Source organism: Lysobacter humi (ex Lee et al. 2017) (genome assembly GCF_054781815.1).
In genome coordinates this window covers 1-20,435 of the sequence record NZ_BAAGTR010000012.1, presented here as the reverse complement: position 1 = coordinate 20,435, position 20,435 = coordinate 1, and the positions used below count along the sequence as shown (strand labels likewise).

Below are 20,435 nucleotides of genomic sequence, written 5' to 3'. Positions count from 1 at the left end.
CGGCGCCTGGCTGGGTTTGACCGAGCACGAGCTGCGACGTGCGCTCGAGCTGCCGGGACCGTGCGATGAGCTCGAGGCCGGGTCGACGGCGTGGTACAGCGCGCTGAGCCTGATCCACCTCGCGTTCCGGCTGGAGCATCTGGCGGAGGGCAGCACGCGGCCCAGCAGTGGCTCCGCGGGCCCAACATCGGCCTCGGACGGCCACCCATCGAGCGGCTGCTCGAGGCGGGCGGCGCGTCGGCCCTTCTCGACTACACCCACGCGTTCTATCGATAACGCCGTGCTCCTTTTCGTCGACCTCGATCGTCCTGCGGAGCCGCCCGAAGCGGCCCGGGAGGCGGCCCCGGCGCGCCTGCGGTCGCTGCTCGAAGGGCTGGGCCCGTACGCGGAACAGGTGGAGGTCGTCGTGAGCTCGCCGTGGGCACGCGAGTGCCCGCTCGAGACCCTCCAGGCGCGACTCGCGATCGCGGGGCCGGCGCAGATCGCCGGCAACCTCTGGGACGACGCGCCGCCGATTGCCCTGGCGGGGTACGAGCACATCGTCTACTGGCTCACCCGGCGGTACGTGTGGCGACTGCCCAGCTGGCTGGCCGTTCTGACAGGCGTCCACGAATGGCCTGCCTGCCAGCGCGACACACTGGCTGCATGCGCGGATCCGCAGGACCCGGGCGCGATCTCGCAGGCGCTGCGCGCGCGCCTCGAGCGCTACTTCGGCGCGGATCTGTGGTGGGGCGACGGCCCGCCACCCGACCGTGCGGCACGTTGGCGCGCCCATGCGCTAATGGCGGCGTGGAGCCTTCCGCGGCGCCGCTGGCCGCGCGTCCTCGGGCAGACAGGCCCGGATTTCGCTGCGCGCTTGGACGTGCTGCTCAAGGTGCATGCTGGCGCGCAGAGGTACGTCCGCGCCGGGCTGTGGTATCCGCACTGGGTGCATCTGCCGCGAGCAGCGCTGGGCATGCAGCGGCCCATCGAGCTCATCGAGACAGGGGGACTCGAGGGGATCGCGCTCGTACTGGACCACGTGTGGCAGCCAGACGATGCCATTAGGTTGCTTACGCACACCGGCGTCGGCCGGCGGCTCCAACGCTCCACGCCCGCCTGATGTCGCTCAATGCGTGCCCGCGCTAGGTCACTGGGCGTTGCACGCGTCCCGGTGGGCCGGGAGAGGCGGCCGGCCGGAGCGGTCATCGGTTACGGACACGTTCGTCGAACCCGTGCACGTCGCGCCCTTGGGGTCGTTCGCGCGCAAGCCGATCGTGCGCACGCGACCATCCCCATGTCGCGCTCGGCGCGCGCGCTGAACTGCGCCGACTCGAGCGCCACGCCGTCAGTGGAACCGCCGGTGGCCCTGTCTTACACGACCGGGCTCGGAGCCAATGTCGCGAAATCCCGGTCCGGATCGCTGCCGTCGCCGCGCGCAGGCGCGGTGTCGAATGCTTCGTCGTCGTTTTACTTTGCCCGGGGTGGTTAACAACCCGATGGCTGCGCGCAGAGCAATTGCTCTGCGCGGGTGCGTTCATCGCCGACCAGAGTCGGCAAACGTGCCTGAACTTCCTTGCGAATCAATGCCAAGCGCCGATCGGCCACGTCGGCAGGCCGCCTGTGCATCCATCCCCAGAACATTCCCGTCAGATCGTCGCCTTGAACAACGCGGGCCGCAGCCACCTGCGCCCCCTTGTCTTCGTCAACCCGCTCAAAGAGCAGCCCGATCCCGAAGAGACGGACCTGCAGTGACGGATGTGCAAGCGCTGCTGCTGCGACGCGCTCGGCCTCGGACGGCGAAAGACTTTTCGCCAGGCTCGCGCCATTCGCGTCGAGCCACGTCTCCGCATCGGCGGACGACACGCGCGCAATCGCCGCCTGGGCGGGGTCTGTACGAGGAGATGGCCGCAAGGTCGGTGAACACGCACCGGCGAGGATAAGAACGCCTGCCAGCATCGCAGGTGCTGCGAAGGGTCCGATGCGGAGCATCGTCCGCAGAAGCAAGCTGTGGTCGGTGACTCCCATGTGCGCCCTCTCGAAGACCAATACGCGGCCTTCCGTGCATTCATCGCGTTCGGATTGATCTTCGGGCAAACCCAAGCGTTATCTCGCGCCCGCGGTGGCAGAGCCGCCGAATGCGTACCGAACCGGCGCGTCGCCAAGATCCGAACGCCCGGTGCGCATTTGCGATCGCAGTGCGCCCAACATCCATTGCGCTATGAGGAGGGCCTGCAAGTCACCAAGGCAAGCGGCATCCACGGCGGAAATGAGGGTATCGCGGTACTCGTCCATGAGCGGTCTCGGGCTAGTGGGAGTGCCGGACGGAGCAGGTCCGGCGGCACAGATCATGAACTGGTCGGAAGGCCTGCGCAGTCAGACAATGCCGTGTGGTGCTTAGGAGGAGCTCGATCAAACGCCGGAACATTGGCTAGGCCGCGACTGCGGACCACTGTCCGCCAGGGTGACGCTCCGCAGAAGCACATGCGATCTGTCGTGGGGTTTCGCGCGTATTTCTGCCGAGGCCTACCCGCGTCGGCGGCTCACTGGCGCAGTCGCAGGAAAGTTCTGAGGCCACCCGTCGCGACGGTGTCGCGCTCATCCGCGACGAAACGTGGAGGCCGCCGGGTGGTTGTCGCCTACACGATTCTTGCGGTCGGGCCGGCGCAGCACGGCGCATCGAGCTGAACCGGCGGACATGCCACGGTTCCGTACGAACAGAACACGCAGCAATTGCCCGGCTTAGGGCTCGCTATCGCGCCACACGCAGCACACTCATGAAAATACTGGCAGGCCGTTTCCGGCATCGTCTGGACGCTGCGGTGCTCGCAGGTCGGGCACGTGAGTACGCACGAGAGTTGGACCTCAACGGGCATGGCGTCGCGCCGGAAAGCCAGCGTCTCGCAGTGCCGTAGCGATCCGGGCTTCGTTGACGCGTGCGGGGTCGAACGTGATCCGCACCGTGGCCGACTTCGCATCAACTGTGCGTGCAGAGACCCCGGCAACTCGATCAAGAGCTGTCGTGATGGTGATCGCGCATGCCGCGCAGGTGAAGTTCTCCACCTTGAACGTGACGGAGCGGGCGCCAGCAGCGTGCGCCGCCTGGGAGAGAAGCAGAAATGCGGCGAGAAGAAGGGTTCGCATGAATCGGGCTCACATCAACCAGGGAACGTAGTAAGGGAAGGTCAGGAGCGCGGCAATGGCCGCAGTCGCCGCCCAAAGCCAGATTCGGTTGCGTCGTACGGCGATAGGCGCACAGGCTGCCCCGTCGCACGACTTGCGCGGGGCGTAGGCCTTCCAGAACGCGGCGGCGAGCGCGCACAAGGCTTTCATCCAGCGGCGCGAGCAGATGGTGGGCGATGCGTTGCAGCTCACCTTCGACGTGATGCACTGGAACCGCGTGAACCCTGATGACCAGCCGATCGACATGCCGCTGGACCTGGGGCCGGACGTGGAATGGAAGCTCAACGTGCCGGACGAGGACGAGCGGGCTGCCTGAGGCGCCAGGCGGGCGCGATCTGGAAGAGTGACGGATCGCGCTGGTGGGCGCTAGATTGCGCCAGTGTGAAGCGTGGCAGAGGGATCAGTGGCTACGCATCGATGCAGAGGACGGTAAGGTGTACACCCGACTGTGTGAATCGAATTTCCGTGTACACCCGACTGTGAGCGAGGTGTACACGGAGAGTGCGGACGCGGGGCACTGAAGAGTGCGGTGCCCAGCAGCCGGGCGCCGAGAAATGGGAATCACGCAGCTAGAGCTCCAGAGTGCCGTCGGCGCTGGCTAGACAATTCTGAGACTTCGCATAATGTCTATTATGTAGAGCTCTAGGTAGCCGCTCGCGTGCCCTGTACCTCGGAACTCCACGCCGCGACAAAGTCGCTCACCCACTGCGGCGCGGATTCGCGCCAGATGACCAGGAGTTCTTCCTCGTCGTCGCTCGTCTCCCCGGAGCTGAGCCCGCTCGCGCGTGCGACGAAATCGGGGACGATGGCCTCGACGCGGCCCGCTCGCACCAGGCGAAGCAGCACGTGGAAATCGTCGATGCGTAGCGCAGCGCGGCGGGCGTTGCCCGCGGCAACATCCGGTCGAGACGCGATCCGCTCGCGGCCACACAGCGGCGAGACGGTCAGGCATGCGCGGTCTCGTTCCGTCTGGGACCGAGCGCCCGGCCGAGCGTCGGCGGTACTCGCGACATGACCGACCACGTATCGGAACCGGCCGACCGGTCGCACGCGAACGCCGGCGCCGTGCGAAGAGACCGCGGTACGCGTGACCAGCCCGAGATCCGCACGTCCCGAAGCCACCATGGTGACCGCCTCGTCCTCGTAGCGGTCGAGCATTTCCAGATGGCCGTGCCGGCTGACGGTACGGAACGCGTCGACCGCCTCGACGGCCCAGGCCTCCATCAGCAGCGCGGGGCCCGCGATCCGCGCATCCGGGTCGGCCCGGGTGCGCGCGGTGGCGCGCCGCGCGGCATCGGCCTGGTCGAGGATCGCCACTGCGTGCGGCAGCAGGCGGAGACCGGCGTCGGCAAGCGCCAGCCGCGTGCCGCCGCGCTCGAACAACGCCTGCCCCAGCCGGTCCTCGAGCCGGCGTAACGCCTTGGAGACCGCCGAGGGCGTGACATGGAGCGCCGCCGCCGTCTCCACCAGCGACGCACCGGCGGCAACACGCACGAAGGCCTGCAGGTCGGCGATATCCATTCGGCGTTGTCCGATTGGGAAAATCCAGTGTCGCAGCTTTCGCTTTTCCGGAAAACGTGGGCGCGGCAGACTCGTGGCACCCGGAGGCCATATGCACCCTGCCCACGCGTCGCTAGCCGTTCTTCTCGTCGCAGTTGCGATGCCGGGTGCGCCCTCGACGCCCCCTCCGACGGGCGACCGGGCGCCGCGTCACGGCGAGCACGGCATGGTCCTCTTCGGCGGTCGCGACCGGTTGTACGCCTCGCACCTGCCACTCCATCGCGCGCCGCACGACGTGCAGGTCCTCGTGCAGGCGACGTTCGACGATGCGGCGACCGATGCGCGCGTGCGGGACGCGGTCGCGCGCGAGCCGGGGCGACTCTGGACCCTGGTGCCGGAGCATTTCGACCTCGAGCGCCTCGATGGCGAAGGCTCCGCGAGGCTGCAATTGACGACCACGGTGGTCGAGGGCCATTTCGAGCGGGCCGGACGGCCCCGCTGGAGCGGCGTCCGTGCGACGCTCGTCGGACTCGAGTTCCGACCCCTGCCCCGATTTGCCGGGCCGCCGTCGCGGGCCCGTTACCGCGTGCTCGCGTCCGGCACGCGGCGGCATCTGTGGAAGCTCGTCGATGGGCGGCCCGATGTAGATCTGGTCGCGACGATCGACGACTGTCCGGCGCTCGCGCCGGGCGCCGAGATCGCGACGCGATGGTCCGACGAGCGCGCTGTCGCGATCGAGCTCCTGCGCGTGGAAATCGACAAGTCCTGCAGCGGGACTCCGCTCTCCGTGCCCTACTTCGATGGCGCCGACCTCCGATGAGCATGCCGCGCCTCACGGTGGTGCAGCATGCCCCGACGGAGGGCCCCGGCCGGCTGCGCACCTGGGCCGATGCGCGCGGTATCGACCTCGATGTCCGGCCAGCGGATCAGGCGTTCAAGGAGCCGGCCGACGGCCTCGCCCTGCTCGGCGGACCCGAGTCGGTCGCCGATCCGTCGCCGCGCCTGAGGCACGAGATCGAGGCCGTGCGCGACGTCCTCGCGCGTCGGCCGCAGTTGCCCGTGCTCGGCATCTGCCTCGGTGCACAAATCTTGGCAAGCGCGCTCGGGGCGGAGGTGGCCCCGATCGGCTTCGTGGAAGCGGGCTGGGCGTGGATCGACGCGAACACGCCCACCGCGCGCTTCCGCGCGCTGCAGTGGCACGCGGACGGCTTCGCGCTGCCGCCCGGTGCCGCGCGAATCGCCACCGGTGAGCGATGGCGCGAGCAGGGCTTCCGCCTCGGTCCCGTCGTCGGACTGCAGTTCCACCCGGAGTGGGACCCGGCGACCCGGCGCGAACTCGCCGCTGCGGGCGACATGCCGTTCGACGTCGAAGCGCCGGAGCGCTTCGACGTCGAGGTCGACCTGTGGTTCACGGCCCTGCTTGACCGCTGGGCCGTCGCCTTACGGCGCTAGCGTGAGCGGTACCGACCGTTACGCGTAGCGATCAGCGGCCGTCGCGGTCGGCGTCCCCCGGAACGATGCGCTCCACGCCGTGCCAGGCGTCACGCACGGCGTCCTTCGCATCCGTCCATGCCAGGCGCGACGTGCCGCGGGCGCTTTCCCAGCCGCGCTCGAGCTCGCGCTCGGTGTTTTCGTCCCAAGTCCCCGTCTGCGACTGGCTGCGCGCGAACGTGCCGTAGCGGTACGCCGGGCGGTAGTCGTCGAACGAATGGTCGGCCTGGTAGTAGTCGGCCTGGTTGAAGCGCTCCTGGTAGTGCCGGTCGGTCGCGTCGTAGGTGCGATGCGTGCGATCGGTGCGGTCCCAGGCGTCGCGCACGGCGTCGCGCGCCTTGTCCCACGCGAGGCGCGACTCGCCCTTCGCCTCGTTCCAGCCCGACGCCAGGCGCGTTTCCGCGCGGTCCCAGGCCTCGTCCCGGTTGTCGTTGCGCGCTTCGGTACCGTAGCGGTAGGCCGGCGCGTAGTCGCGGTCGTAGTCCATCGTCTGGTCGAAGTACGGACGCTGCGTCGACTGGCTGCGCCAGGCCTCCGTCTCGCCGGTCGGGTCGACGCGCTCGGCAGCCGAATGGCCTGCCGCGGCGCCCGCGATGGTGCCGATCGCGCCGCCGACGAGCGTGCCGATCGGGCCGAAGACGCTGCCGACCGCGGCACCGACGGCCGCACCGCCGACACCGCCGACGCCGGTGCCGACCGGATGCGAGCCCGGCGCGCCGCTGATCGGATCGCGATTCATGTCCTTGTTCTCGTTGTTCGCCATGGGACGACTCCGCGTTCTGCTGGGGGAAGCCCGACTCTGCGCCGGCCGGTGTGTAGCATCGGTCGAGATTCCGCGTGCCTGCCGGCCCGTGCGGCGAGCAGGCACAATGGCGACCGGTTCCCCCGCCCCGTGCCGATGACCGAGTTCGTTCCTCCCGGTAGCCGCTTCGTCGAACTGCCCTCGCCCTTCCCGATGCGGCGCGACGGGGCCCTTACCGGTGCGCGGGTGGCCTACGAGACCTGGGGCCGGCTCGCCCCCGACGCGTCGAATGCGGTGCTGATCCTCACCGGCCTCTCGCCCGATGCGCATGCGTGCGCGAGCGAGGAGGACCCGCAGCCCGGTTGGTGGGAGGCCATGGTGGGGCCCGGCAGGCCGATCGACACCGATCGCTGGCACGTGATCTGCGTGAACACGCTCGGCAGCTGCAAGGGCTCGACGGGGCCCGCGTCCGTCGACCCGGCGACGGGCGAGCCGTATCGCCTCGCGTTTCCGCCGCTGTCGGTCGAGGACTGCGCCGACGCCGCGGCGCATGTCGTGCGCGCGCTCGGCATCCGCCAGCTCGCCTGCGTGGTGGGGAACTCGATGGGCGGGATGGTCGCCCTGGCTTTCCTGCTCCGGCATCCCGGGCTCGCGCGCAACCACGTCAACATTTCCGGCGCCGCGCGTGCGCTGCCGTTCTCGATCGCGATCCGCTCGCTGCAGCGCGAGGCGATCCGCCTCGATCCGATGTGGAACGTGGGGCGTTACGATGAATCCACCTACCCCGAGTCCGGCATGCGCATGGCGCGCAAGCTCGGCGTCATCACCTACCGCTCCGCGCTCGAATGGGACGGCCGCTTCGGCCGCGTGCGGCTGGATTCCGACCGGCAGGAAGGCGACCCGTTCGGGCTCGAGTTCGAAGTGGAGAGCTATCTCGAGGCACACGCGCGCCGCTTCGTGCGCCGCTTCGACCCGAACTGCTACCTCTACCTCAGCCGCGCGATGGACTGGTTCGACCTCGGTGACTACTGCACGTCGCGCGGCGACGACAGCCGCGAGAACACGCTGGCTGCACTCGCATCGCTGCAGCTGGAGCGGGCGCTGGTGATCGGCGTGCAGACCGACATCCTCTTCCCCCTGCAGCAGCAGGAGGAGATCGCCGAGGGCCTCGCCCGTGGCGGCGTCGATGCGCGGTTCCTCCCGCTCGAGTCGCCGCAGGGGCACGACGCCTTCCTCGTCGACTTCGCGCGCTTCGGACCGGCCGTGCGCGGGTTCCTCGAAGCACTCCCCTTCCCCGCTCCGTCCGCCGAGAGGACCCCGGCATGAACGCGCTGCCCGACATCGATTTCCCCGGCCACGACAAGCTCGTCGCCACCCTCGACGCGGCGGTGGCCGGCGGCGACAGCCATGCGATCACGAGCGCGGTGCGCCAGGCGCTGTGCGAGATGATCCGTGACCGCGACATCCGCCTGCCCGACTGCGTCTACGAGCCGATCGAGGACCACTACGCGCGCCGCGAGATCTACCGGAGCCCGCAGCACGGCTACAGCGTCGTCGCGATGACGTGGGGCCCCGGCCAGGGGACGCCGGTGCACGACCACTCGGGCCTGTGGTGCGTGGAAGGCGTGTGGGACGGCGAGCTGGAGATCACGCAGTACGAGCTGCTCGAGCAGCACGGCGACCGCTTCCGCTTCCGCGCGACCGGCGGCATGCAGGCGGGAACCGGCAGCGCCGGCAGCCTGATCCCGCCGCACGAGTACCACACGATCCGCAATCCGAGCCCCGAGCGCGTCGCGGTCTCGCTGCACATCTACAAGGCCGAGATGCAGTGCTGCTCGACCTTCACCCCGGCCGAGGGCGAGTGGTACGTGCGTGCCGATCGCGCGCTGCGTACCGACGAGGCCGCCTGACGTGGTGCTGGACTTCGCGCTGGCCGCGCTCCACCACGTGCTGTTCCTCGGCATGGCGGTCATGCTCGCCACACAGGCGGCGATCCTGCGCGGCATGCCGGACGGCGGCGCCGCGACGCGCCTGTCGCGCCTCGATGCGGGCTACGGGCTCAGCGCGATGCTGCTTGTCGCGGTGGGCGCGCTGCGCGTGCTGTACGGCGTCAAGGGCGCGGACTTCTACCTGCACAATCCGTGGTTCCACGCCAAGGTGGGCGTGTTCGTGCTCGCCGCGGTCATCTCGATTCCTGCGACGCGCGCCTACCTGCGCTGGCGTCGTCTCGCGCGCGACGGCGCCGCGCCGCCGGCCCACGAATGGCGCCGCAGCACGCGGCTCGTGCGCCTGCAACTCGCGCTCCTGGCCGCCATCGTCGTCCTCGCGGCGGGGATGGCGCGCCACGGCGGCCTCTGACGATCGCGGAGGCTATACTTCCGGCCCGCGCCGGAATGGCGGAATCGGTAGACGCAGCGGACTCAAAATCCGCCGCCCTTAAAAGCGTGTGGGTTCGAGTCCCACTTCCGGCACCAGTCGAGGCCCGCATCCGCGGGCCTCGTGCATTTCCGGGCTCAGGCCATCTGCAATGCGGACAGCACGGCGTGGTACGCGAGCAGCGTGAGCATCCCGAGCAGAGCGAGCGTGCCCGGATGGCGGCGATGGCAGATGCCCGCTGCATTGGCGAGGCATCCGATCAGAAGCGATGGAAACGCCATCAGCGCGATGTCGCCCGGCTGCCCGGTCGAGATCAGGAACGCGCCGAGCAGCACGGTCGCGAGCAGGCTGAGCAGGATCGCGGCGAAGCCGGCCTCGAGTTCGATCGGCCGGAGGGTGTAACCGAAACGATTCATCGTGACGACGTTCGACAGTCGGTCCGGGCGCTCCCCATGGCGGCCGGTTCCGGTCACGAGCATGCCGGGCGCTGCGCAGGCCTGCCGCGATCCGCGTCCCGGATCCGAGCAAGCGGCCCGCCTGCGGGTTAAATGCGTCAGCCGGCGAGCAGCGCGAGCGGCGCGTGGCCGGCGGGATCGAGGCGCAGATCGCGACGGACGATCGAGTACGACTGTCGGTCGATGTCGGTGAGCACGCGCCGCCACAGCGCGTCGTCACGATCGGGGTCGGCATGGACGCGCCCGAGCGCGACGAGCGGCCCGTGGCGCAGCTGCGCCTCGCGCGAGGCGAGCATGCAGTCGGGCACCAGCAGCAGTGCACCGTCCGGTCGTCGATAGGCTTCGAAGAACACCGCGCCCCTCCCGGGCCCCGGATTCCCCGGTCGGGACCCATGGACCGACCATAGCGCCGATGTCAGGCGTCGCGCGACCGCACGTCGGGCGAATTCCGCCGCACGAGGGGGGGCGCCGGCCAAGGCCACCAGCCCTGCCCTGTCGCGGCGTAGCGGTCGGCGGCACGCTCGAAGCGGTTGCGTACGCCGATGCCGCCGCACAGGACGTACGCCGGCAGGAAAAGCGGCCCGAGCACCATGTACTGGTAGACATGCGCGCGTTCGTGGGCATCGAGGCGGATCGCCGGCTCGTCGCGCAGCCCCGCGGCATGCGTGTACGTGCGGCAGCGGGCTTCGAGACAGTCGCCGGTGTGCAGGATCACGTTGCCGATCGTCATCGCGCCGCCCGGCCCCCACGGCCAGTTCTGGAAGACGCAGGCGAGGTCGGCGCGGCGAAGCACGGGCCGCGCGCCGAATAGCATGCCGACCAGTCCGAGCAGCAGCCCGATCAACGTGTTGGGCAGCGTCCACAGCAGTGCAGCGACGAGCAGCCCGGCAGGCCAGGAACGCGGCGGCGGGGCCGCGGGCAGGCCGGCGTCCTGCGAGCCGGGCGCATGTTCCGCGGTGCCCCGGTCCTGCGGCATCGGCGCTCAGCGACCCTCGTCCGGGATCAGCAGCCAGGCGATCAGGTAGACCAGGATCCCGGGGAACCCGGCGGACAGGACCGAGACCAGCACGAAGACCACGCGAAGCAGCAACGGGCTCCAGCCGAAGTGGCGGGCGACACCGCCGACCACGCCCGCGATCATCCGGTCGCTGCGCGAACGCCTGAGGGGACCACTCGCCATGTCGGTGCCTCCGAATGCGACGGCCACAGTCTCAGCCGGTGCGCGTGAGGAGTCCGTGGCCGGTCACCAGCGCCCGGGGCGCGTGAGCGGCGGCGCCTCGCGCTGGCGGTCGTAGGCACGCAGCTCGTCGCGGATGTGCGCGATGCGCTGGCGGCCGATCGCATTGCGCTGCTCGTCGAGCACCACGCCGTCGAGCAGTTCGGCCATGCGCTGCGCGGTCGGCAGCATCGTGTCCCAGGCGTCGAGCGCGGCGACGGGCGCGGGCAGCGTCAGGAAGAACGCGATCGCGGGCGTTTGCATCTCGTGGATCGCGGCCATGTCGAAGCTGCCGGGCTTCATGATGTTCGCGACGCTGAAGACGGGACCGCGCTCGGGGTGCCCCTCGACGAGCCGGTGGAACACGCCCATGTGCCCGTACACGAGGCCCGCGCGTTCGGCGGCCACCACGATGTCCGAGCCCTGCAGCACATGGCCCGCGCGTGCGGCGAGGTAGAGCGTCACGATCTTGTCGAACTCGTCGGTGGTTCGCTTGCCGAGCTCGTCGGGCGCCGCGGCCGCGGGCGCGGGTCGCACCGCGTCGCGCGGCGTCTCGATGGGCTCACCCGCGTCGAGCTCGGCCTGCAGCTGCTCGCCGAGCGTCGGCTCCACGCGCGACGGATCGGCGTCCGCGCGCGAGAGGCGCCTGCCCTGCCCCGCCTTCTTGGGGCGGCCGAAGAAGATGATCGCCGCGACCAGCACGACCCCCGCGACGAGGATCCAGATCCGCAGCATCGTCATGTCCGACATCGTGTGCTCCCTAGCGGTCGGGTCAGGCAGCGCCGGCGAGGCGCGCGGCTTCGGCGAGGTCCACGGAGACCAGGCGGCTCACGCCCGGCTCGCGCATCGTCACGCCCATCAGCTGGCGCGCGGCCTCCATCGTGACCTTGTTGTGCGTCACGAAAAGGAACTGTACCTGCTCGCTCATCTCGTTGACCATCGCGGTGAAGCGGCCCACGTTCGCCTCGTCGAGCGGCGCGTCGACCTCGTCGAGCAGGCAGAACGGCGCGGGGTTCAGGCGGAAGATCGCGAACACCAGCGCGACGGCGGTCATCGCCTTCTCGCCGCCGGAGAGCAGCGTGATGTTGGAGACGCGCTTGCCCGGCGGCCGCGCCATGATCGCGACGCCGGTGTCCAGGAGGTCCTCGCCCGTGAGTTCCAGATAGGCGTGGCCGCCGCCGAACAGGCGCGGGTACAGCTCCTGGATGCCGGAATTGACGCGGTCGAACGTGTCCTTGAAGCGGCCGCGCGTCTCGCGGTCGATCTTGCGGATCGCGTCCTCGAGCGTCTCGAGCGCCGTGGTGAGGTCGGTGTTCTGCGCGTCGAGGTACTCCTTGCGCTGCGCGGCCTCGGCATGCTCCTGGATCGCGGCCAGGTTCACCGGCTCCAGGCGGCGCAGTCGCCCGTCGAGCTCGGCGACCGTGCGCTCCCAGACCGCGGCGTCCATGTCGTCGGTCAGTTGCGCGGTGAGTTCGGCGAGGTCGAAGCCGGCTTCCGCGACCGCCTGTGCGAGCTGCTCGGCCTTGAGCGCGAGCGCCTGCATCTCCAGGCGCCGCTGCCCGATCGACTCGCGCTGCTGCAGCGACTGCTCGTCGCGCTGCTGGCGGATGAGCTCGAAGCCCCGCAGCTCGTGGTCGATGCCGTCGAGTGCCGTGCGTGCCGCCGTGAGCTTCTGCTCGGCGAGCACGCGTTGCTCCAGCGCGACCTGTCGCTGCTGCTCGAGATCCCGCACGGGGGCGTCGCCGTCGGCGAGCTGCGCGGCGAGCTCGCCCAGGCGCGAATCCAGCTGGCCGCGCTGGCCGGTCATGCGGTCCAGCGCCTGGGTCAGGCCGCTCAGCTGGGCGCGCTGGGATTCGACCGTCAGTGCGAGTGCATGCGCCGCGTCGCGCGCCTCGCGTGCGGCATTGCGCGCTGCATCGCGTGATTCCGACAGGCGACGGCGCTCGGCCTCGAGCGCGAGCCGCGCGTCCTCCAGCTCGGACATGCGGACGACCGCGTCTTCCTGGTTGCTCCGGGCCAGGCGTGCCTGCTCGCGCGCGGCATCGAGCGTCTCCGCGAGCTGCGCCATTTCGGCGTCGATGCGCTCGATGCGGACGCGCGCGGCGTCGACGCGGCCCTGCTGGCTCTGCAGCTGGCCGCCGAGCTCGGAGACGCTGCGGTGCGCCATGTACAGCGCGCGCTGGGCGTCTTCGCGCTGCTGCTCGCCGGCGAGCGCCTGGTCGCGCAGCTCGACGAGCACGCCCTCCAGCTCGCGCTCGCGCGCGACCAGCGATTCGATCTCGGTGCGCAGCGACTGGATCTCGCGCTCGCGCACCAGTGCGCCCTGTGTCGCATTGGCGGAGCGGACCACCTGCACCCACCCCGCGCCGAGGCGCTCGCCGGTACGGGTGATCACGACGTCGCCCGCAGGGAGCAGCGGCAGCAGGTCGCGTGCGGCGTCGACGCTCTCGGCGCCGTGCACGCGGGAGAGCAGCGCGCGGATCGCGGCCGGGCCCCGCACGCGCGCGGCGAGCGACGTCGCGTCGTACTCGTCCGGCGCCGTCGCCGACGAGACAAGTGCGAGTCGACCCTCGCTCAAGCCGCCGAGCGCGAGCGCCAGCGACGGCGCGTCGTCGACCAGCACGCCCTCGATCAGCTGGCCGAGCGCGGTCTCGACCGCGGTCTCCCAACCCGCATCCACGGTGAGCGACTCGCCGACGCGCGGCGCGGACTCGAGGCCCTGCGCACGCAGCCAGTCCATGGCCCGACCCTTCTCCTGCCCGAGTGCCGCGGCCTGCAGGGTCTCCAGGCTCGACAGGCGACCGCGCGCGGCCTGCGCCTGCTTGCGGGCCTCGGCGAGTTCCGTCTGCGTGAGGCGCTGGCGCTCCTGAAGTGCGGCGACCGCCTGCTTGCGTTGCTCGAGCTCGTCGGTGAGCGATTCGAGCGCGACCTTCTGCGTCTCCAGCCGCTCGACGATCGAGCTGGCCGCTTCGGCGAGCGCATCGACGTCGAGGCTCGCGCGTTCGCCCGTGAGTGCTTCGCGGCGCCTTTCGGCCTCCAGCGACTGCCGGTCGAAACCTTCCAGACGGGTGCGCTCGACGTCGGCCGCCCGCGACGCCTCCGACTGCGCGCGCGCATGGGCATCCCAGCGCTGCTGCCAGTCGGCGAGCTTCTGCTCCGCGTCGCGCAGGGCGTCCTGGCGCGTGATCTCTTCCTCGCGCAGCGTCTCCAGGCGCGGCTCGTCGTTCTCGAGCGCGTCGCGCAGCGCGTCGAGGCGCGCCTGGTCGCTGCCGATGTGCGAAGCGATCTCCGACAGCTGCGCGAGCGCCTCGTCGCGTGCCCGCTGCAGGCGCGACGACATCTCGCGCTGGTGCTGGATCTGTTGCTCGACGCGGGCGAGCGCACCGCCTACCTCGTAGCTGTCGGCCTGCGCGCGGCTCAGCGCTTCGGCGGCCTCGTCACGGCGTACGCGGCCTTCCTCGAGCTGCCGTTCGGCCTCGCGCTGCTCGGCGATGAGCTGCTGCAGACGCGTCTCGGAGCTCGACAGCTTCTCGCGCTGTGCCCGCACCTTGCGGTCGAGCGCGCGGTGCTCGAGCGCCCGCCATTCGGCGTCCCTGACGCGGCGCTCGGCTTGGATCGTCTGGTACTGCTCCGCCTGGCGGGCCTGCCGCGCGAGGTGCTGCAGCTGCTTGCCGACTTCCTCGCGCAGGTCGTTGAGGCGGTCGAGGTTCTCGCGCGTGTGGCGGATGCGCGTCTCGGTTTCCTTGCGGCGCTCCTTGTACTTGGAGATGCCCGCGGCCTCCTCCAGGTACATGCGCAGGTCTTCGGGACGCGCCTCGATGATCTGCGAGATCATCCCCTGCTCGATGATCGAGTAGCTGCGGGCGCCCAGGCCCGTGCCGAGGAAGAGGTCGGTGATGTCGCGGCGCCGGCACTTGGTGCCATTGAGGTAGTACTGGCTCTGGCCGTCGCGCGAGACCGTGCGCTTGACGGAGATCTCGTTGAACGCCGCGTACTCGCCGGTGATGGTGTGGTCGGAGTTGTCGAAGATCAGCTCGACGGTCGCCTGCGACACCGGCTTGCGGGCCGACGAACCGGCGAAGATCACGTCGGTGAGCGAATCGCCGCGGAGGCGGCTGGCCGAGCTTTCGCCCATGACCCAGCGCACGGCGTCGATGATGTTCGACTTGCCGCAGCCGTTCGGGCCGACGACGCCGGTCATGTTGCCGGAGAGATGGAGCGTGGTCGGGTCGACGAACGACTTGAAGCCCGACAGCTTGATCGTGGAAAGACGCATGCGGCGAAGCGGCCTCTGGCAGCGGGCTCGCGGTGGGAGGCCGGCGGGGCCGGCGCGCGCGGCTGGCGAGTATAGCGGCGGCCGGGCCGCCGGTCGGCGCCCGGAGATCGGCAGATGCGCCGGGGCACGGAATATGCATCATGCGCGGCATGGTTTTCGGACTTGCGAGCGCCACGCCCCTTACCGAGCGTGTTCCTGATCCGGACGGGGCCTACCAGCTCCACGTCCACCGGGACGCGCATGTCTGGACGTGGGCCGCGGCCGTCGCCATCGCCGGCGAACTGCGGCGCGACCTCGAGCTGCGACCGCGCTCGCGGCTGCTCGTGGACGGCTCCGCGCACATGTGGCCGGTATTCGAAGCGCTTTCGCGGGCGCCGCTGGACTGGGCACGGGTGGACGTCGCCATGACCGACGAGCGCTGGCTGCAGCCGGACGACCCGGACAGCCACACCGCGGCGGTGCGGCGCCATCTTCTCCGTGAGCACGCTGCAGCCGCCCGGCTCGAGCCGATCACCCTGCTCGGCCGCCGGATCGAGGACGCCGTCGCCGCCGCGAATGCCCATGCGCAGCAGCCGCCGAACGTGATCGTGCTCGCGATGTCGGACGCCGGCCGCGTGGCCGCACTGTTTCCCGACTCGCCCAACTACGCGCGTGCCCTCGGCTCGAACCAGGCCTACGTCGGCATCGACGCGAGCTACAGCCCCGACGCTGCCCCCTGGCCGCGGCGCATCACGATCACGCCCGCGGGGCTGATGCGCGCGCAGTGCCGCATCCTGCTCCTGCGCGGCGCCGCGCAGCGTCAGGTGTTCGAGGCGGCGATGGCCGCCACCGATCCGTCGCACTCACCGCTCGCGGCCGTCCGGCTGGCCGGCGGCGCGCCGCTGCAGGTGCACTGGCATCCCTGACGTCAACCGGCCTCGGCCGGGGCGCGGGCGTCGATCGAGAGCGCGTGGATGTCGGTGGTCATCAGCTCGCCCAGTGCCGCGTAGACGGCGCGATGCCGCGCCAGCGGCAGGCGACCGGCGAAGGCCGGGCTCACGATGCGGACGCGGAAGTGCCCCCGGCCGTCACGCGCACCGGCGTGTCCTGCATGCCGATGGCTCTCGTCCACGACCTCGAGCAACTGGGGGGCGAAGGCCGCTTCGAGCGCGGCGCGGATCGCCGGGAGCCGCTCCTCGCGGTTCACGGGAGCACGCGCCGGAACGGGCGGACGTCCACCGAGACATAGACCCCGGCCTCGCGGTACGGGTCCGCCTCGGCCCAGGCGCGGGCCTCGTCAAGCGAGGCGAAGTCCGCGATCACCAGGCTGCCCGAGAACCCGGCCGGACCCGGATCCTCGCTGTCGATCGCCGGGCACGGGCCGGCGAGCAACAGGCGGCCGGCGTCGCGGAGCGCCTCCAGGCGCGCGAGGTGACGGGGCCGCGCCTCCAGGCGCCGGGCCAGGACATCCGCGCCGTCGCGCGCGTCGATCACGTACCACATGGGCGGAAGCCTCGAGCGAATGGAGCCGGATTCTAGCGGCTGCGGCCGACGGGCTCGCTGGACACCGCCCGGGTGCGCCCGTACGCTAGGGCCTCCCCGCCGTCCCCTGCAGGACGGACGCCGATGCGGAGCGACCGCTCCGCCCGACCGGCATCGAGGCCCTGCCGACTGCAATCCGAGTCGCCGCACGCCGGCGAACGTCGCGCACGGCCCAGCAAGTGCGCGTTACCCGTGGGCCGCAGTCCGGCCCAGATCGCAGTACGAAGTGCCCAGGCCCGGAGGGGGCCGGTCCCGCATGACCGACGAGCTGGCGCCGCAGGCGTCCGACGACAATTCCGCCAGCCCGGTAGCCCCGAGCCACCCGCAGCAGCAGGAGATGCCGCTGGCGGTGGTGCACGGCCAGCCGGTGCTGCAGATCCCGCAGGATCTCTACATCCCGCCGGACGCGCTTGAAGTCATCCTCGAGGCTTTCGAGGGCCCGCTCGACCTGCTGCTCTACCTGATCCGCCGGCAGAACCTCGACATCCTCGACATCCCGGTCGCGGACATCACCAAGCAGTACGTCGTCTACATCGCCGCGATGCACGAGATGCGCTTCGAGCTCGCCGCGGACTACCTCGTGATGGCCGCGATGCTCGCGGAAATCAAGTCGCGCATGCTGCTGCCGCGCGTCACCAACGACGAAGGCGAGGAAGAGGATCCGCGCGCGGAACTGGTGCGGCGCCTGCAGGAGTACGAACGCTTCAAGAAGGCGGCGGAGGACATCGACACCCTCCCCCGCCAGGACCGCGACACCGCCGCCGTGCAGGCGCATGTTCCGGACCGCGCCGCGATCCGCCTGCCGCCGCCGGTAGACCTGAAGGAGATGCTGCTCGCGCTGCGCGACGTGATGAAGCGCGCCGAGCTGTTCTCGCAACATGCGATCAAGCGCGACGCATTGAGCGTGCGCCAGCGCATGGGCGAGTTGCTGGAGCGGCTGTCCGACGGTGGCTTCCATCGCTTCGAGACGCTGTTCGACCCCGTCGAAGGCCGGCTCGGCGTGGTCGTCACCTTCCTCGGCATGCTCACGCTCGCCAAGGAGCAGCTCGTCGAGATCGTGCAGGACGCACCGCTCGCGCCGATCTACGTGAAGTCGCTCGCCCTTACGCGCGATCCGGCGGAGATCGAGCTCTCCAGCGAGTTCGACGCCGACACGGCGAACGACGGCGCATGAGGCGCTGCGCGTGCCGCCCGTCAACGAATCCAGTCGGCCGACGCCGACGCCCACTAGCCTGCGCTGAATGGACCAGACCCTCGTCAACCGAATCGTTGAAGCCGCGCTGCTCGCCTCGAGCCAGCCGCTCACGCTCGCGCAGCTGCGCGAGCTGTTCCCGGACGACCAGCCGGCCCCGGCGGGCATGCTCGAGGCCGCGATCGAGCACCTGCGCGAGGCCAGCGCCGAGCGCGGCGTCGAGCTCGTCGAGGTGGCTTCGGGCTTCCGCTTCCAGGTCCAGGCCGACGTGCACGCCTGGGTCGCTCGCCTGTGGACGGATCGGCAGACGCGCTACACGCGCGCCACGCTCGAGACGCTCGCGCTTATCGCCTACCGCCAGCCGATCACGCGCGGCGAGATCGAGCAGGTGCGCGGCGTCTCCGTGAGCAGCAACATCATCAAGGCGCTGGAGGAGCGCGAGTGGATCCGCGTCGTCGGCCATCGCGACGTGCCCGGTCGCCCCGCGCTGTACGGCACGACCAAGACCTTCCTCGACTACTTCGGGCTCAAGCGCCTGGACGAATTGCCGCCGTTGTCGGAACTCAAGGACATCGGCGAGCTCGAGCCGCAGCTGCAGTTCGAGGAGGCCGCGGGCGTGGCGCCCAGGATCGCAGTCGGCTTGAACGCCGAGGCAGGCGATCCGGGCGATGTGCCGCACGTCGGCGATTCGGCTGCGAACGATGATTCCGATGGCACGCGCGACGGTGTGGACCGTGCCGACGATGGTGATGTTTCCGAACGCGATGCCGCATCGGCGCGCACGTCGGACCATGAAGCCTCCGCCGATGCCGGAATGGCGGGACATGCGGACGCCGAAGCGATCGAGCCCACGGCGACACGCGACGCGTTGGCCGAGGCGCGCGATGACGACGAGGCGTCCGATGACGCAGTCGACACCGACGAGGATCAGGAGCTCGACTTCCGGCGCGAGCGCCCCGTCGTCTTCGAGGACGACACCGACCAAACGAGCGATGAAAACGATTCCGACGACGCCCCGGGCGACGTCGACCCCGAAGCCGCGCCGGGTACGCGCGCGGCGACCGAGAACGATCACGAGCAAGACAACGCCGTCGAGACGACGACCGTTCCCGCACTGACGACCGCATCCGAGGATGCGGCGGAGTCCGATACAGATGACTGAAGAAAAGAGCCGCAAGCTCACCCTGCGCCGGGAACAGCCCGCCGCCCCCGCTCCGCGCCAGGAAGAACGCCTGCACAAGGTGCTCGCCCAGGCCGGCCTCGGCTCGCGCCGCGCGCTCGAGCAGCGCATCGCCGACGGCCTGGTCAAGGTCAATGGCGAGGTCGCGCAGGTCGGCATGTCGATCGGCGGCGGCGACAAGGTCGACATCGACGGGCGCCAGTTCGTCGCGACCGCGCTGACCGAGCCCGCGCGCGTGCTGATGTACAACAAGCCCGAAGGCGAAGTGACCACGCGCGAGGATCCCGAGGGGCGCCCGACGATCTTCGAGGCCGTGCCGCCGCTCAAGGGCGCGCGCTGGATCGCGATCGGCCGCCTGGACATCAATACGACCGGCCTGCTGCTGCTCACCACGGACGGCGAGCTCGCGAACGCGCTGATGCATCCGTCGCGCGAGGTCGAGCGCGAGTACGTCTGCCGCGTGCGGGCGCCGGAAGGCCAGGAGACGGTGTCGGACGCGATCATCGAACGCCTCGCGCGCGGCGTCGCCCTCGAGGACGGCCCCGCGAAGTTCGACGAGGTCGAGCGCATCGGCGGCAGCGAGTCGCACGACTGGTTCCGCGTCGTGGTGAAGGAAGGCCGCAACCGCGAGGTGCGTCGCCTGTGGGAGTCGCAGGGCTGCCAGGTGAGCCGCCTCAAGCGCGTGCGTTACGGCTCGATCGAGCTGCCGCGCGAGTTGCTGCGCGGGCAGTCCCAGGAAGTGCCGACCGCACGCGTCGAGCAGCTGCGCACGGACCTCGGCCTCGAGGATGGCGCGCCGTCGGCACTCACGCTGCAGCCGGTGATCGGCCAGCGTCGCGCGGCGAAGTCGACGATCCACTTCAATGGCGAGCGCAGCCAGAGCGGCTATGTCGGCGGGCACACGACGTCGGCGGACGAGGCGCGCGAGCTGCGCCGCTTCGACCACGTACGCGAGGATCGCGGCCGGGGTCGCGGCGGCCCGCGCAAGCCCGGCGCCCTCACGGTCACCGGAGAGATGGCGGCCAAGCAGGCGAACAAGCCGTTCAAGCAGCGCAAGGACAAGGGTCCGCGTGACCTGCCCGATGGCAATCCGGCCGCGTTCCGCACGTGGTACGTGCCCGACGGCGTGGAGACCGGCCCCAGCGGGCACCGCAACCCCGACGGCCGCGCGCGCAAGCCCTACGGCGGCAAGCCGGGCGGCGGCGGTGCACGGCCCGGCGGTGGCGGTGCGCGACCCGGGGGCGCGGGGCGCCCCGGTGGCGGAGGCGCGCGCCCGGGCGGTGGCATGCGCGACGACCGCGCCGGCGGCGCGGGCGGTCCCTAC

General features: G+C 70.6%; 25 protein-coding genes and 1 tRNA gene. 13 read left to right on the top strand and 13 right to left on the bottom strand.

Annotated elements, in window-relative coordinates:
* Window positions 1-90 precede the first annotated feature (90 nt).
* Together ACYVJJ_RS11140 and ACYVJJ_RS11135 are read left to right on the top strand one after the other, a co-directional pair.
* On the top strand, window positions 91-276 hold the full coding sequence (locus tag ACYVJJ_RS11140) for an antitoxin Xre/MbcA/ParS toxin-binding domain-containing protein (protein WP_460833593.1): 186 nt from the start codon (window positions 91-93) through the stop codon (window positions 274-276).
* Between the two features lie 4 nt (window positions 277-280).
* A complete protein-coding gene (locus ACYVJJ_RS11135) occupies window positions 281-1,102 on the top strand; it encodes a hypothetical protein (protein WP_460833592.1) in 822 nt (273 codons plus the stop codon).
* Window positions 1,103-1,467: 365 nt separating this feature from the next.
* On the opposite strand, the gene ACYVJJ_RS11130 is transcribed toward ACYVJJ_RS11135, so the two are convergent.
* The 3 genes from ACYVJJ_RS11130 to ACYVJJ_RS11120 form a co-directional block, all read right to left on the bottom strand.
* Window positions 1,468-2,007, bottom strand: a complete 540-nt coding sequence (locus tag ACYVJJ_RS11130; RefSeq protein ID WP_460833590.1) for a hypothetical protein — start codon at window positions 2,005-2,007, stop codon at window positions 1,468-1,470.
* Between the two features lie 611 nt (window positions 2,008-2,618).
* Window positions 2,619-2,855 (bottom strand): GDCCVxC domain-containing (seleno)protein, encoded by a 237-nt coding sequence (locus ACYVJJ_RS11125; RefSeq protein ID WP_460833589.1) that lies wholly within the window; start codon window positions 2,853-2,855, stop codon window positions 2,619-2,621.
* Window positions 2,845-3,123 (bottom strand): heavy-metal-associated domain-containing protein, encoded by a 279-nt coding sequence (locus ACYVJJ_RS11120; protein WP_460833588.1) that lies wholly within the window; start codon window positions 3,121-3,123, stop codon window positions 2,845-2,847. Before ACYVJJ_RS11120 ends, ACYVJJ_RS11125 begins: the two co-directional genes overlap by 11 nt.
* A 205-nt stretch (window positions 3,124-3,328) precedes the next feature.
* Between ACYVJJ_RS11120 and ACYVJJ_RS11115 the strand changes: the two genes are divergently transcribed.
* The gene (locus tag ACYVJJ_RS11115) at window positions 3,329-3,478 is read left to right on the top strand and encodes a hypothetical protein (RefSeq protein ID WP_460833587.1); all 150 of its coding nucleotides are present in this window, start codon (window positions 3,329-3,331) and stop codon (window positions 3,476-3,478) included.
* A gap of 326 nt (window positions 3,479-3,804) precedes the next feature.
* Here ACYVJJ_RS11115 and ACYVJJ_RS11110 read toward each other — a convergent pair whose 3' ends face one another.
* Complete coding sequence (locus ACYVJJ_RS11110; RefSeq protein ID WP_460833585.1) at window positions 3,805-4,683, bottom strand: LysR family transcriptional regulator; 879 nt, start codon at window positions 4,681-4,683, stop codon at window positions 3,805-3,807.
* Window positions 4,684-4,888: 205 nt separating this feature from the next.
* Between ACYVJJ_RS11110 and ACYVJJ_RS11105 the strand changes: the two genes are divergently transcribed.
* Both ACYVJJ_RS11105 and ACYVJJ_RS11100 read left to right on the top strand, forming a co-directional pair.
* The gene (locus ACYVJJ_RS11105; RefSeq protein ID WP_460833584.1) at window positions 4,889-5,482 is read left to right on the top strand and encodes a hypothetical protein; all 594 of its coding nucleotides are present in this window, start codon (window positions 4,889-4,891) and stop codon (window positions 5,480-5,482) included.
* Window positions 5,479-6,114, top strand: coding sequence for a type 1 glutamine amidotransferase (locus tag ACYVJJ_RS11100; protein ID WP_460833583.1), 636 nt, complete (start codon window positions 5,479-5,481; stop codon window positions 6,112-6,114). The genes ACYVJJ_RS11105 and ACYVJJ_RS11100 overlap by 4 nt, the downstream gene beginning before the upstream one ends.
* A gap of 31 nt (window positions 6,115-6,145) precedes the next feature.
* Here the strand turns inward: ACYVJJ_RS11100 and ACYVJJ_RS11095 are convergent, their stop codons facing one another.
* Complete coding sequence (locus tag ACYVJJ_RS11095; protein WP_460833581.1) at window positions 6,146-6,916, bottom strand: hypothetical protein; 771 nt, start codon at window positions 6,914-6,916, stop codon at window positions 6,146-6,148.
* Window positions 6,917-7,051: 135 nt separating this feature from the next.
* Here ACYVJJ_RS11095 and metX point away from each other — a divergent pair, with 135 nt between their 5' ends.
* The 4 genes from metX to ACYVJJ_RS11075 all read left to right on the top strand — a co-directional run bounded on the left by metX (window position 7,052) and on the right by ACYVJJ_RS11075 (window position 9,369).
* Window positions 7,052-8,221 (top strand): homoserine O-acetyltransferase MetX, encoded by a 1,170-nt coding sequence (gene metX / locus ACYVJJ_RS11090; protein WP_460833580.1) that lies wholly within the window; start codon window positions 7,052-7,054, stop codon window positions 8,219-8,221.
* Window positions 8,218-8,805, top strand: a complete 588-nt coding sequence (locus ACYVJJ_RS11085; RefSeq protein WP_460833578.1) for a cysteine dioxygenase family protein — start codon at window positions 8,218-8,220, stop codon at window positions 8,803-8,805. The genes metX and ACYVJJ_RS11085 overlap by 4 nt, the downstream gene beginning before the upstream one ends.
* A 1-nt stretch (window position 8,806) precedes the next feature.
* Complete coding sequence (locus ACYVJJ_RS11080; protein ID WP_460833576.1) at window positions 8,807-9,253, top strand: DUF2214 family protein; 447 nt, start codon at window positions 8,807-8,809, stop codon at window positions 9,251-9,253.
* Between the two features lie 29 nt (window positions 9,254-9,282).
* A tRNA-Leu gene (locus ACYVJJ_RS11075) sits at window positions 9,283-9,369 on the top strand.
* A 39-nt stretch (window positions 9,370-9,408) separates the two neighbouring features.
* Here ACYVJJ_RS11075 and ACYVJJ_RS11070 read toward each other — a convergent pair.
* The 6 genes from ACYVJJ_RS11070 to smc all read right to left on the bottom strand — a co-directional run bounded on the left by ACYVJJ_RS11070 (window position 9,409) and on the right by smc (window position 15,218).
* Window positions 9,409-9,687: a hypothetical protein gene (locus ACYVJJ_RS11070; RefSeq protein WP_460833574.1), complete on the bottom strand. Its 279-nt coding sequence runs from the start codon at window positions 9,685-9,687 to the stop codon at window positions 9,409-9,411.
* 137 nt (window positions 9,688-9,824) lie between these two features.
* Complete coding sequence (locus ACYVJJ_RS11065) at window positions 9,825-10,079, bottom strand: hypothetical protein (protein WP_460833573.1); 255 nt, start codon at window positions 10,077-10,079, stop codon at window positions 9,825-9,827.
* Between the two features lie 62 nt (window positions 10,080-10,141).
* Window positions 10,142-10,702, bottom strand: coding sequence for a hypothetical protein (locus ACYVJJ_RS11060; RefSeq protein ID WP_460833571.1), 561 nt, complete (start codon window positions 10,700-10,702; stop codon window positions 10,142-10,144).
* Window positions 10,703-10,708: 6 nt separating this feature from the next.
* On the bottom strand, window positions 10,709-10,906 hold the full coding sequence (locus ACYVJJ_RS11055) for a PspC domain-containing protein (RefSeq protein WP_460833570.1): 198 nt from the start codon (window positions 10,904-10,906) through the stop codon (window positions 10,709-10,711).
* 63 nt (window positions 10,907-10,969) lie between these two features.
* On the bottom strand, window positions 10,970-11,692 hold the full coding sequence (zipA, locus tag ACYVJJ_RS11050; protein ID WP_460833568.1) for a cell division protein ZipA: 723 nt from the start codon (window positions 11,690-11,692) through the stop codon (window positions 10,970-10,972).
* Between the two features lie 22 nt (window positions 11,693-11,714).
* Entirely contained in the window at window positions 11,715-15,218 is a 3,504-nt protein-coding gene (smc, locus tag ACYVJJ_RS11045) for a chromosome segregation protein SMC (RefSeq protein ID WP_460833567.1), read from the bottom strand.
* Window positions 15,219-15,358: 140 nt separating this feature from the next.
* On the opposite strand from smc, the gene ACYVJJ_RS11040 reads away from it, so the two are divergent.
* A complete protein-coding gene (locus tag ACYVJJ_RS11040) occupies window positions 15,359-16,123 on the top strand; it encodes a 6-phosphogluconolactonase (RefSeq protein ID WP_460833565.1) in 765 nt (254 codons plus the stop codon).
* Window positions 16,124-16,125: 2 nt separating this feature from the next.
* Here ACYVJJ_RS11040 and ACYVJJ_RS11035 read toward each other — a convergent pair whose 3' ends face one another.
* Both ACYVJJ_RS11035 and ACYVJJ_RS11030 read right to left on the bottom strand, forming a co-directional pair.
* Window positions 16,126-16,404 (bottom strand): BolA family protein, encoded by a 279-nt coding sequence (locus ACYVJJ_RS11035; RefSeq protein WP_460833564.1) that lies wholly within the window; start codon window positions 16,402-16,404, stop codon window positions 16,126-16,128.
* On the bottom strand, window positions 16,401-16,700 hold the full coding sequence (locus ACYVJJ_RS11030; protein ID WP_460833562.1) for a YciI family protein: 300 nt from the start codon (window positions 16,698-16,700) through the stop codon (window positions 16,401-16,403). Before ACYVJJ_RS11030 ends, ACYVJJ_RS11035 begins: the two co-directional genes overlap by 4 nt.
* A 295-nt stretch (window positions 16,701-16,995) precedes the next feature.
* Here ACYVJJ_RS11030 and ACYVJJ_RS11025 point away from each other — a divergent pair, with 295 nt between their 5' ends.
* The 3 genes from ACYVJJ_RS11025 to ACYVJJ_RS11015 form a co-directional block, all read left to right on the top strand.
* Window positions 16,996-17,913 carry a segregation and condensation protein A gene (locus ACYVJJ_RS11025; protein ID WP_460833561.1) on the top strand — a complete coding sequence of 306 codons (918 nt, stop codon included), beginning with the start codon at window positions 16,996-16,998 and terminating at the stop codon, window positions 17,911-17,913.
* Window positions 17,914-17,980: 67 nt separating this feature from the next.
* Window positions 17,981-19,093 carry an SMC-Scp complex subunit ScpB gene (gene scpB / locus ACYVJJ_RS11020; RefSeq protein ID WP_460833559.1) on the top strand — a complete coding sequence of 371 codons (1,113 nt, stop codon included), beginning with the start codon at window positions 17,981-17,983 and terminating at the stop codon, window positions 19,091-19,093.
* Window positions 19,086-20,435 (top strand): pseudouridine synthase (locus ACYVJJ_RS11015; RefSeq protein WP_460833558.1); only part of this gene is annotated, 1,350 nt, incomplete at its 3' end. The genes scpB and ACYVJJ_RS11015, both read left to right, overlap by 8 nt.